Genomic DNA, 11,725 nt, shown 5'->3' with positions numbered 1-11,725 from the left:
AAGGCCCCCACACAGATCCGCGTCCCGGATAGAGATCTCCCGCATCGATTTCCCGTCAAAGCGCGATGAACCTTTTTTGCGCCCGTCGGGGGATTCAGCGCTGCGTTTCGATGCGCGCCCGGAATTCCGAATCGTACTGCGCCAGCTGAGCGATCTGGTTGTACTTGCGCACATCCAGGCCATTGTCCTGAACCGCCTCGACCATCTCCTGCTGCGCCTCGCGCTGCACTTCCATGGCCTTGTCCGCGTCCTCGCCGTGCTTCTGGACCTCGCCGCGGTATTCGTTCTTGATCTCTTCGACCTCGCTCTGCGCCTTGGCGAACTTTTCCAGGTCCTGGTCGGAAATGTCCGAACCGTCACCCAGGGCCGGCTGACGGGTGGCCGGCGCCTGCTGCTGCGCCGGGGCTCCCTGGCTTTGCCCGGACGGCTGTCCCGGGGCCTGTTGTTGCGCCTGAACGGCGCCGGCCGCGCTGAGCACCAGCGCCAGAGCGGAAAGAGGCAGAAGACGATGTTTCATGATGACACTCCTGGTCGTTGAACGTCGCTAGTCCAGGGCCGCATGCCGCGCGCCCTTATTCCACCAACAGCGGGCCCCGCCCACCGGTTCCGGATTTTTTTGTCCCCGACGCCCACGGAACCAAACCCGCCCGCGCACTGTTGGTTAAGGGGCATGCAACGCCGGCGCACCGGCACAGGGAGCGTGATGAGCTACGAGCAGCAGGTTTGTGATCAGATTCCCCACCTACGACGCTATGCGCTGGCGTTGTGCGGCGATCCCGCCCAGGCCGACGACCTGGTGCAGGATTGCCTGGAACGGGCGCTGCGCAAGCGCCACCTGTGGCGGCCCGGCGGTCGCCTGCGTGCCTGGCTGTTCCGCATGCTGTATCGGCTTTACCTGAACCAGCGCGCCTCGGCGCCACGCCGGCGCGAGGTGACGGACCCGGACGCCGGCCAGGACCAGGCCGTGGCGCCCCGCCAGGAGGACCACGCGGAATGCCTGCGGGCGCTGGAGGATCTGGATCGCCTGCCCACGGAGCAGCGCGCCGCCCTGCTGCTGGTGGCGCTGGAAAATCCCGGCTATCGCGAGGCGGCGCGTATCCTGGGCATCAAGGTGGGCACCCTGCGTTCGCGGCTGTCGCGGGCCCGGGAAACCCTGCGTGAACAGCGCGACCGGGCCGCCGAGCCCCGCCAGACACTGAAGCACCGGCCCCGTCAGGCATTAAAGCCCCGGCCCCGCCAGGCATTAAAGAGAGTCAAATAATGTGGCCCCGTAACCGAGATCCCCACCACGCGGTGACCGACCAGGAGCTGGGCGCCTTCGCCGACGGCCAGCTGCCCCGGCACCGGGCGCGCCAGGTGGCCCGGCAGCTGCGCGCCCACCCGGAATACGCCGACCGCATCCACGCCTACTGGCGCCGGGAAGCGGCGCTGCAACGGGCGCTGGACCCGGTGTTCCTGCGGCCGGTATCGGCCCCGGCGCCCGCCCCCCGGCGGCGCTGGACCTGGGTGGCCGCCGCCGGGCTGGCCACCGGCACGGTGCTGTCGGTGCTGGTCTGGCGCGGCACCGGCGTGGCGCCGTCGGATTTCACCGAACTGGCCCTGCGCGCCTACGCCGGCGCCCCCGGCGCGGTCAGCCTAGGCCCGGCGCCCCCGGCACCGTTCCAGGGCCTGGAGCTGGAGCCGGTGTCCCGCCGTAATGTGCAGATCGACGGCGACCGGTTGGTGGAGTATCGCTACCGCGATCCCCAGGGCCGGGAGGTGGCCCTCTACGAAATGCATCGCGGCACCCGCGTGGACGATGGCTGGTTCCATGTGATGTCCCGCCAGGAGCGGCCGCTGGTGCGCTGGAGCCAGGGTGAACGCAACTATGTGCTGGTGGGCGAAGGGGGCCTGGCTCATCTGACCGGCCTGGCCCTGGAAATGCGCGGGCGGCTGGCCCCGCTGCCGAACCCGGCCACCCCGCCTTCGACCCCTTCGCGGCCGGAGGGGCCCATCGAGCCGCTACCCGGGGCGCCGGCCGCCGACGGCGGTGTACCGGGTCGCCCCCTGCCCCAGGACGCCGGCCTGGCCACGCCGGAGCGCACCGTGCCGGCCATTCCCGGCGCCTGACCGGCCGTCAGGGCCGGGGGCGCGCCAGGGGCCACTCCCGCAGAATCCGATAACCCCCGCCGTCCGGCGGGCTCTCGTGAACCGCCAGACTCGTCACCGGCATCCGCCAGGGTCCGGCCACCGGCGCCGCCCGGGTGGGCCGCGCCAGCCGGGCCAGGGTCACATGGGGCAGGAAGGGGCGCGGCTCCCGTTCCGCACCGGCCGCCGCCAGGACCCGCCAGAGCCGAGCGTGCAAATCCGTCAGCGCCGGTTCCGGCGTCACCCGGGCCGCCCAGAAACGTCCGCCAGGCCCGGGAAACGGGCCGGCTTCGGGCAACGTCAACGCAAACGCCCGGGTGGCGGCGGCGAGTTCCGTCAGCGACGGCCACAGGGACCGGACCCACGCCTCCCGCCGCTCGCCCAGAAACGCCAGGGTCAGGTGCAGGTCGGCGGCGGCCACCGTCCGGCCCGGGTCGGGCCCGGGCACCTGGCCCAGGGTGTCGGCGAGCGTGGCGCTTACCGGAACGGCAATGAAACAGCGCATTCCAGAGGTTCCTCCCGGGGTCGTCCATGGATGGCCAGGGCGATGGCCCGGCGTTAGAATGCCGCACCCCAAGTTCGAGGTGTCTATGTCCGGAAAAGTAGGGTTCGTAAGCCTGGGTTGCCCCAAGGCGCTGGTCGATTCGGAGCGCATTCTTACCCAGCTGCGCACCGAAGGTTATCAGGTCACCGCCAGCTATGACGACGCCGATGTGGTGGTGGTCAATACCTGCGGCTTTATCGACGACGCCAAGGCCGAGTCCCTGGACGCCATCGGCGAGGCCCTGGCCGAGAACGGCAAGGTGATCGTCACCGGCTGCATGGGCGTGGAAGAGTCCGTGATCCGCCAGGCCCATCCTTCGGTGCTGGCGGTGACCGGCCCGCAGCAGTACGAGCAGGTGGTGGGCGCCGTGCATCAGGTGGTGCCGCCCAGCCGCGACCACGACCCGTTCGTGGATCTGGTGCCGCCCCAGGGCATCAAGCTGACCCCGCGCCATTACGCCTATCTGAAGATTTCCGAGGGCTGCAACCACAAATGCAGCTTCTGCATCATCCCCAGCATGCGCGGCAAGCTGGATTCCCGGCCGGTGGGCGATGTACTCGACGAGGCCGAGCGGCTGGTCAAGGCCGGCGTGCAGGAGCTGCTGGTGATCAGCCAGGACACCAGCGCCTACGGCGTGGACCGCAAGTATCAGACCGGCTTCTGGCAGGGGATGCCGGTGAAGACCCGCATGCTGGAGCTTTGCCAGGCCCTGGGCCGGCTGGGCGCCTGGGTGCGGCTGCACTATGTGTACCCCTACCCGCACGTGGACGACATCATCCCGATGATGGCCGAGGGCCATATCCTGCCCTACCTGGATATCCCCTTTCAGCACGCCAGCCCGCGCATTCTCAAGGCCATGAAGCGCCCCGCCCACGCCGAGAACAGCCTGGAGCGGATCCGCCGCTGGCGGGAGATCTGCCCGGACATCACCCTGCGCAGCACTTTTATCGTCGGCTTCCCCGGCGAGACCGACGACGACTTCGAGCGGCTGCTGGACTGGCTGGAAGAGGCGCAACTGGACCGGGTGGGCTGCTTCACCTATTCCCCGGTGGACGGCGCCGCCGCCAACGCCCTGCCCGACCCGGTGGACGAGGACCTGGCCCTGGAGCGCCAGGAGCGCTTTATGAATGTGCAGGCGCGGATCAGCGCCGACAAGCTGCGTCGCAAGATCGGCCGTACCCTGGAAGTGCTGGTGGACGAGGCCGGCCCGGACGGTGCTCTGGCCCGCTCCCAAGGCGACGCGCCGGAAATCGACGGCCAGGTGCATCTGCCCGGCGTCGGAGATCTGCGGCCCGGCCAGCGCCTCAACGTGGTCGTCGAGGACGCGGACGATCACGATCTGTGGGCCCGCCCGGCCCCGTGAGCGCCGAACGGTCCGCCGGCGCGCCGGCGGACCAGCCCCTGCGCGGTGCCCTGCTGCTGATCCTCGGCGAGGGACTGCTGGCGGTGATGGCGGCGCTGATCAAGCACGTCTCGGAAACCCTGCCCACGGAAATGATCGTGTTCGGCCGCAATCTGTGCGGCCTGCTGGTGCTGATGCCGATCCTGATCGCCAGCGGCGGCATCCGCGATCTGGGCACCCGCCATCTCGGCCTGCACTTCATTCGCGGTTTCACCGGCGTCACCGCCATGTTCTGTTTCTTTTTCACCATCGCCCATATCCCCCTGGCGGAGGCGGTGCTGGTGAAAATGACGGTGCCGTTCTTTCTGCCGCTGGTGGCCTGGCTATGGTTGCGCGACCGCATCAGCGTCCATACCTGGATCGCCATCGCCCTGGGCTTCGTGGGCGTGGGCTTCATCATGCGCGCCGACCAGGGCAACGTGGATCCGGTGATGCTGGTGGCCCTGTCCGGGGCGCTGATCATGAGCGTGGCCAAGGTCAGCATCCGCCGCATGGCGGCCAGCGAACCGGCCCACCGGGTGGTGTTCTATTTCTCCCTGTTCGCCACGGTGATTTCCGCCTCGCTGTTGTTGCGGGCGGAGCGCTGGCCCACCGGCACCGAGTGCCTGTGGCTGCTGGCCATCGGTCTGGTGGCGATCGGCGGGCAGTTCGCCATGACCACCGCCTACCAACTGGCCCGCCCGGGGCAGGTGGGGGTCTACAACTACGCCGCGGTGGTCTGGGCGGCGCTGCTGGGCTGGCTGTTCTGGGGGGAAACCCTGGTGCTCTCCACCCTGCTCGGCACCCTGCTGATCATCGGCGCCGGCGTCTGGAACCTGAAGACCCGCTAGATTTACCGATTTTGACCTTTCCAGCGGTGCCCAGCCCAGCGCGGATCAACTACGCTGACCCTTCGCAAGGACGACAACAATCCGAGAATAAAGGGAGAACGGCATGGCGATACGCAGGGTTTTGCTGGTGCTGGCGGTGGCGTTGCTGGGCGGCTGCGACACCACCCGCCACTGGGCCTACCAGGAAGGCATGGCCTTCGAAAAATGGCGCGCCGGGCTGGAGGACCATCGGGTGGAAACCGCCGACGGGCTCGACTGGCACGTGCTCACCAGCAAAGGGGACCAGGACGCGCCGGTGGTGGTGCTGATCCACGGGTTCGGCGCCGACGGCACCAACTGGCTGCATTTCGCCAATGAGCTGCAGGGCGACTACTACTTCGTGATCCCCGATCTGCCCGGCCACGGCCGCACCACGCCGCGCACCGCCGACATGAACTACGGCATCAGCGAACAGGCCGAGCGGGTGTTCGCGCTGCTCGACGAAATGCAGGTGGAGCGTTTCCATGTGGCCGGCAACTCCATGGGCGGCGCCATCGCCATCGAGATGGCACGCCGCCAGCCCAGCCGCCTGCTGTCCCTGGGGCTGGTGGATTCCGCCGGCATCACCCTGCAGACCGCCGAGTTTCTCAACACCCTGGAGCAGTCCGACAAAAACCCGCTGATTCCGCACAGCGCCGAGCAGTTCCACACCACCCTGGACTGGGCCTCCAGCCAGTCGGTGGGCGTGCCCGGCTTCGTGATCACGGAAATGGGCAAGGAGAAAGCGGCCAACGCGGACGTGGCGGAGAAGGTCTGGCGGGACATGAACCTGGACCCGGCCATGCGACTGCAGGGCCGGGGCGTGCTGCCGCGCATCGAGACCCCCACGCTGATTCTGTGGGGCCGGGAAGACCGCCTGCTGAGCCTGGACAACGTGGAGGCCTTTCAGGAGGAACTGCCGAACAGCCGCGCGGTGATTCTGGATGAGGTGGGCCATATTCCGATGACCGAGGCGCCGGAACCCAGCGCCGAAGCGTTCGACGAATTCTGGCGCGACGTGCAGCCCGGGGCCGCGCACTGATCGGTTCACTTGATCAACCCCGCCGGCGCCCTTAAGGTCGTTTCTTTTTCAGGCGCCGGCGACTCCCATGACCCTGCTTTCCGATTTCCCCGATCTCGAAGTGCCGCGCGTGCGTCGCGGCGAACCCCACACCGTGCAAACCCGTGGCATCACCCTGCTGCGCAGCGGCCACCGCGCGGTGCGCCGCCTCAAGAACCAGCACGCGCCCTCGATCCACGGCAACAAGGTGTGGAACTCCAGCTTTCTGATCATGGACGAGCTGAACCGCCGGCGCCGGGCCGGCGAGATCGGCCCGGGCAGCCACCTGATGGACATCGGCTGCGGCTGGGGCCCGCTTTCCATCTACGCGGCCAAGCGTCTGGGCTGCCGGGTCACCGCCGTGGACGCGGACCCGGACGTGTTTCCCTACCTGGCCCTGCACGCCGCGGTCAACAAGGTGGAGGTGGACACCCTGCGCTGCCGCTTCGAGCGGCTCACCAAACAGCGGCTCGCCGGGGTGGACATCATTACCGGCGCCGACATCTGCTTCTGGGACGAACTCACCCCGGTGCTGTTCAACCTGATCCGCCGCGCCCTCGGCCAGGGCGTGAAACGGATCATCATCGCCGACCCGGGCCGCTCACCCTTCTATCAGCTGGCGGAACGCTGCGAACAGCATTTCAACGCCCGGGTGGTGGAACGCCGCACGCAAACGCCGCGCTCCTTGAGCGCCGACCTGCTGATCGTCGACGGGGATTGAAAAGCCGGAGGCCGACGCCACTTCTACGGCATTGCGTTTACTTTCTTCAGGCGTGTCAGTGAGTCGAGAAATGAGTCAGGACGATAACCGGACCACCATTGAACAAGGCACACCGCAGGGCGCCCTGGCCCTGCCTGATCGTACCCTGCCCCAGCGGGTCTATCTGATCCCGGTGCGCGAACGCCCCTTCATGCCCGGCCTGGTGCAGCCCCTGCTGCTCGACGCCGAGCAATGGCGCGCCACCCTGGAGCGCGTCGGCCAGACGCCGCACCACGCCCTGGGCCTGGTGTACGTGGGCGACCGGGACCCGGACGAGGTGGATCCGGATCAGTTTCCGCAGTACGGCTGCCTGGTGAAGATCCACGCGGTCAACGGCGAGGAAAACCAACTGCAGGTGGTGGCCCAGGGCCTGGCGCGCTTCCGCGTGGAAGGCTACATGAGCCGCAAGCGGCCTTACATGGCCGAGGTCAGCTACCCGGAGCCCCGCGACCAGCTGGACGACAGCCTGCGCGCCTACGCCATGGCGATCATCAACACCATCAAGGAATTGCTGCCGCTGAACCCGCTCTATAACGAGGGGCTCAAACATTACCTGCAGAATTTCTCGGCCCGGGACCCGTCGCCGCTGACCGACTTCGCGGCGTCCCTGACCAGCGCCAGCGGCGATGAGCTGCAGGAAATCCTGGAAACCGTGCCGCTGCGCCCGCGCATGGAGCGGGTGCTGACCCTGGTGAAAAAGGAAGTGGAAGTGGCGCGCCTGCAGAACCAGCTGCGCGAGGAGGTCAACGAAAAGATTTCCAAGCATCAGCGCGAGTTCTTCCTCAAGGAACAGCTCAAGGTGATCCAGCGCGAACTGGGTCTGGAAAAGGACGACCGCACCGCCGACGCGGACGAATTCCGCGAGCGGATGGAAGCGTTGTCGCCGCCGGAAGCGGTGCAAAAGCGTTTCGAGGAAGAGCTGCGCAAGTTCGGCGTGCTGGAATCCGGCTCGCCGGAATACGCGGTCACCCGCAACTATCTGGACTGGCTCACCAGCGTGCCCTGGGGCGTCTACTCCGACGACAACCTGGACCTGGATCACGCCCGCCAGATTCTGGAACAACACCACAGCGGCCTCACCGATGTGAAGGACCGCATCATCGAGTTCCTGGCGGTGGGCGCCATGCGTGGCGAAATGAAAGGCTCCATCCTGCTGCTGGTGGGCCCGCCCGGGGTGGGCAAGACCAGCATCGGCCGTTCCATCGCCGAAGCCCTGGACCGGCGCTTCTACCGCCTGAGCCTGGGCGGCATGCGCGACGAAGCGGAGATCAAGGGTCACCGGCGCACCTACATCGGCGCCCTGCCCGGCAAGCTCACCCAGGCGCTCAAGGACGCCGGCACCGGCAACCCGGTGATCATGCTCGATGAAATCGACAAGCTCGGCCAGTCGTTCCAGGGCGACCCGGCGTCGGCGCTGCTGGAAGTGCTGGACCCGGAACAGAACCAGGACTTCCTGGACCACTATCTCGACCAGCGCCTGGACCTGAGTCACTGCCTGTTCGTGTGCACCGCCAACACGCTGGATTCGATTCCCGGCCCGCTGCTGGACCGCATGGAAGTGATCCGCCTGAGCGGCTACATCACCGAGGAGAAAGTGGCCATCGCCCGCCATCACCTGTGGCCCCGGGCCCTGGAACGGGCGGGCGTGAAACCGGCCCAGCTCAAGATCAGCGACAGCGCCCTGAAGGAGATCGCCGAGGGCTATGCCCGGGAAGCGGGCGTGCGCAATCTGGAGAAACAGCTCAACAAGATCATCCGCAAGGCGGCGGTGCGGCTGCTGTCCGGCGAGAAGAAGCTGAGCGTCACCGGCAAGAACCTGGAAGAGTTTCTCGGCCAGCCCTATTTCCAGAAGGAAAAAACCCAGCGCGGCGTGGGCGTGGTCACCGGGCTGGCCTGGACCGCCATGGGCGGCGCCACCCTGTCCATCGAGGCCACCCAGGTACACGCCCAGCGGCGCGGCTTCAAGCAGACCGGCCAGCTCGGCGATGTGATGAAGGAGTCCGCCGAGATCGCCTACAGCTATGTGGCCAGCCATCTGCCGCAATACGGCGGCAGCGCGGACTGGTTCGACGAGTCCTTCGTGCACCTGCACGTGCCGGAAGGGGCCACGCCCAAGGACGGCCCCAGCGCCGGGGTGACCATGGCCACCGCGCTGATCTCCCTGGCCACCGGCAAGCGCCTGCCGCGCAAGCTGGCGATGACCGGCGAACTGACGCTCACCGGCCAGGTGCTGGCGGTGGGCGGCATCCGCGAGAAGGTGATCGCCGCCCGCCGGGTGGGCATCCGCGAGGTGATCCTGCCGAAGGCCTGCGAGCGTGACTACAAGGAGTTGCCGGACTACCTGAAGAAGGACATGACGGTGCACTTCGCGGAACGCTACCAGGACGTGCACGAGATTGTCTGGGGCAAATAACCGGGACCCGGCGGTCCGGCGCCCTACCCGGGCCGAGCAGCCGGACCGCTATATCGTGCCGGAATGCCGGGAACCGGTGACCGAGCTGTATCGCGACGCGCATATTCTGGTGGTCAACAAGCCGCCGTTTCTGCTCAGCGTGCCGGGCCGCGCCCCGGAAAACCGGGACTGCGTCACCGCCCGGCTCAAGCGGCGCGACCCGGACCTGCGTCTGGTGCACCGGCTCGACCTGGACACCTCCGGGGTGATGGTGTTCGCCCTCACCCGGGACGCGCAGAGCGCCCTGAGCCGGGCCTTCCAGCGGCGCCAGGTGGCCAAGGCCTATCAGGCAGTGGTGGACGGTCTGGTGCGGGAGGATGACGGGGACATTGATCTGCCGCTGTGCCCGGACTGGCCCAACCGGCCGCTGCAGAAGGTGTGCTTCGAGACCGGCAAGGCGGCGCTGACCCGCTGGCGGGTACTGCAACGGGACACCGCCCGGAACCGCACCCGGCTGCGGCTGGCGCCGGTCACCGGGCGCAGCCACCAACTGCGTATTCATTGCCGGGAAATCGGCCACCCGATTCTGGGCTGCGATCTGTACGCACCCCCGGAGGTTCTGGGTCTCAGCGACCGCCTGTTGCTGCACGCGGAAACCCTGGCGTTCAATCACCCGGTCACCGGTTTATGGAGCGAGTTCCATTCGCCGGTGCCGTTCTGAAACCGTTCGCGACTGAAGTCGCGATCAGCTCCAGTCCTCCCCGTAATCGTGCAGCAATTCCTGCCCCGCCTTGATGTTCTTCAGGGCCACCACGGTGAGGTCCTCGTAATAGGCCACATTGGGCTTCTTGGCGTGGTTGATGTAGCGCAGATCGCAGAGCACGCGGTAGCGCTCGTGGCCCTCGTCGTCCAGCCACAGCACATAGGGGCCGTCGCCCTTGGCGGGCAGGGTCTTGAGCACCCCCAGCACGGTGTCGCGGGGGATGGCGGCGCGGGCGAACAGGCCACGGCCATGGATCGGGCTCTGTTTCACTTCCACCAGGTCCTTGCGCACAAAGGGTTTGTCCATGGTCCTCACGCTTGCAGTGGTGATCGGGGCCGTGGCATCTTGCCAGAAAAGCCGCCGGGACGCATGGCATGGGATTCGCCGACTACCCGTTCACCTCGCGCTATCACAGCGTCGACGGGCACCGTCTTCACTATATCGACGAGGGACAGGGCCCCACCCTGCTGTTCCTGCACGGCAACCCCACCAGCAGCTATCTGTGGCGCAACGTGATCAAACCCCTGCGCCGGCACTACCGCTGCGTGGCGCTGGATCTGATCGGCTTCGGGCGCAGCGATAAACCGGACATCGACTACCGCTTTCTCACCCACTATCACTATCTGTGGGCGTTCGTGGAGGCCCTGGACCTCACCGACCTGACCCTGGTGTTGCACGACTGGGGCGGCCCGCTGGGCTTCCGGCTCGCGCAACAAGAACCCGGGCGGGTAGCGCGGCTGTGCTTCATGGAGACCTTTCCTTTCACTTTCGACTGGGAGGAATTTCCGCTGGCGGCGCGCCCTCTGTTCTTCGCGTTCCGCGATAAACGTCTGGCCCCCTGGCTGCTGCAGCGGCACAACCTGTTCGTCAACGTGGTGCTGCGCTTCAGTGTCGTGCGGCCGCTGCCGCGCAGTGTGATGGCCGCCTACCGGGCGCCCTTCCCGGACGCGCGCAGCCGCCGGCCGATCCGCGTATTCCCCTCGGAATTGCCGCTCAACGACCGGCCCGGCGACACCCACCGGGCCATCGCCGAGATCGAGGCCGGCCTGGAGGCCATGCCCCAGCCCATGCTGCTGCTGCACTTTCATCCCGGCGCGGTGCTCGGCCGCACCCGCGTGGCCTGGCTGGCGCAGCGCATTCCCGACCTGGAAGTGGTGGACGGCGGGCGCGCGCTGCACTACGTGCAGGAGGATCAGCCGGAACGCATCGCCGCCGCGCTGGGCGACTGGCTGGCGCGCCGGATCGACGCCGTGCCGCCGCGCCCCGCCGTCGCCAAGGCGACAGCCGCGGTCACCGCCCCGGCCACCGCCACCCCGGCGACCGCCCGGATCGTGGCGGAGGACGACCGCTTCACCGGCGCCCTGCGCTGGTGCTGGTCACCGGAACACCACGGTGGCCTGGTCGCCGCCTGGTCCGACGCGGGTCTGGTCCAGCTGTGCTTCGCCGCCGACGCCGAGGAAGGCCGCGCCCAAATCGAAAAGCGCTTTCCCAAGGCCGTTCTGGAGCCCACCGACGAGGACGCCATCGACGCCCTGCTGGCGGACCCGGCCGGCACGCCCCTGCATCTGGTCGGCACGCCGTTTCAGCGGGCGGTATGGCGCGCCTTGCTGACGATTCCCGCCGGTCAGACCCGCCAGTACGGTGAACTGGCCCGGCAGCTGAACAGCCAGGCGCGGGCGGTGGGCAACGCGGTGGGCGCCAACCGCATCGCCCTGCTGGTACCCTGCCACCGGGTGGTGCCCCGGGCCGGCGGCCCCGGTGGCTACCATTGGGGCGTGGCCCGCAAGAAGACGCTGCTGGCCGCCGAAGGCATCAAGGACCTCTGACCG

The 11,725-nt window shown here is 67.9% G+C and carries 12 protein-coding genes; 9 read left to right on the top strand and 3 right to left on the bottom strand.

The window, feature by feature from the left end:
- Positions 1-94: 94 nt before the first annotated feature.
- Positions 95-517 carry a DUF4168 domain-containing protein gene (locus tag IM760_RS17280; RefSeq protein ID WP_204431492.1) on the bottom strand — a complete coding sequence of 141 codons (423 nt, stop codon included), beginning with the start codon at positions 515-517 and terminating at the stop codon, positions 95-97.
- 186 nt (positions 518-703) lie between these two features.
- On the opposite strand from IM760_RS17280, the gene IM760_RS17275 reads away from it, so the two are divergent.
- On the top strand, positions 704-1,261 hold the full coding sequence (locus IM760_RS17275) for an RNA polymerase sigma factor (RefSeq protein ID WP_204431491.1): 558 nt from the start codon (positions 704-706) through the stop codon (positions 1,259-1,261).
- Positions 1,261-2,109 (top strand): anti-sigma factor family protein, encoded by an 849-nt coding sequence (locus IM760_RS17270; RefSeq protein ID WP_204431490.1) that lies wholly within the window; start codon positions 1,261-1,263, stop codon positions 2,107-2,109. Before IM760_RS17275 ends, IM760_RS17270 begins: the two co-directional genes overlap by 1 nt.
- A gap of 7 nt (positions 2,110-2,116) precedes the next feature.
- Here IM760_RS17270 and thpR read toward each other — a convergent pair whose 3' ends face one another.
- Positions 2,117-2,632 carry an RNA 2',3'-cyclic phosphodiesterase gene (gene thpR, locus IM760_RS17265; RefSeq protein ID WP_204431489.1) on the bottom strand — a complete coding sequence of 172 codons (516 nt, stop codon included), beginning with the start codon at positions 2,630-2,632 and terminating at the stop codon, positions 2,117-2,119.
- A gap of 85 nt (positions 2,633-2,717) precedes the next feature.
- On the opposite strand from thpR, the gene rimO reads away from it, so the two are divergent.
- The 6 genes from rimO to IM760_RS17235 all read left to right on the top strand — a co-directional run bounded on the left by rimO (position 2,718) and on the right by IM760_RS17235 (position 9,854).
- Positions 2,718-4,034, top strand: coding sequence for a 30S ribosomal protein S12 methylthiotransferase RimO (rimO, locus tag IM760_RS17260; protein ID WP_204431488.1), 1,317 nt, complete (start codon positions 2,718-2,720; stop codon positions 4,032-4,034).
- Entirely contained in the window at positions 4,031-4,903 is an 873-nt protein-coding gene (locus tag IM760_RS17255) for a DMT family transporter (protein ID WP_338021413.1), read from the top strand. Before rimO ends, IM760_RS17255 begins: the two co-directional genes overlap by 4 nt.
- 103 nt (positions 4,904-5,006) lie before the next feature.
- Positions 5,007-5,963, top strand: coding sequence for an alpha/beta fold hydrolase (locus IM760_RS17250; protein WP_204431487.1), 957 nt, complete (start codon positions 5,007-5,009; stop codon positions 5,961-5,963).
- Positions 5,964-6,030: 67 nt separating this feature from the next.
- On the top strand, positions 6,031-6,702 hold the full coding sequence (locus IM760_RS17245; RefSeq protein WP_204431486.1) for a class I SAM-dependent methyltransferase: 672 nt from the start codon (positions 6,031-6,033) through the stop codon (positions 6,700-6,702).
- A 70-nt stretch (positions 6,703-6,772) separates the two neighbouring features.
- Entirely contained in the window at positions 6,773-9,154 is a 2,382-nt protein-coding gene (lon, locus tag IM760_RS17240) for an endopeptidase La (RefSeq protein ID WP_204431485.1), read from the top strand.
- 76 nt (positions 9,155-9,230) lie between these two features.
- The gene (locus IM760_RS17235) at positions 9,231-9,854 is read left to right on the top strand and encodes a pseudouridine synthase (RefSeq protein WP_204431496.1); all 624 of its coding nucleotides are present in this window, start codon (positions 9,231-9,233) and stop codon (positions 9,852-9,854) included.
- 24 nt (positions 9,855-9,878) lie between these two features.
- Here the strand turns inward: IM760_RS17235 and IM760_RS17230 are convergent, their stop codons facing one another.
- Entirely contained in the window at positions 9,879-10,202 is a 324-nt protein-coding gene (locus IM760_RS17230; RefSeq protein WP_204431484.1) for an SET domain-containing protein, read from the bottom strand.
- Between the two features lie 68 nt (positions 10,203-10,270).
- Between IM760_RS17230 and IM760_RS18960 the strand changes: the two genes are divergently transcribed.
- Complete coding sequence (locus tag IM760_RS18960; protein WP_239549958.1) at positions 10,271-11,722, top strand: haloalkane dehalogenase; 1,452 nt, start codon at positions 10,271-10,273, stop codon at positions 11,720-11,722.
- Positions 11,723-11,725: the final 3 nt, after the last annotated feature.

Origin of the sequence: Alloalcanivorax marinus, assembly GCF_016906305.1 — a bacterium.
Taxonomy (GTDB): domain Bacteria; phylum Pseudomonadota; class Gammaproteobacteria; order Pseudomonadales; family Alcanivoracaceae; genus Alloalcanivorax; species Alloalcanivorax marinus.
Note: the sequence above shows the minus strand (reverse complement) of the source record. Positions and strands in the feature narration are given on the sequence as shown.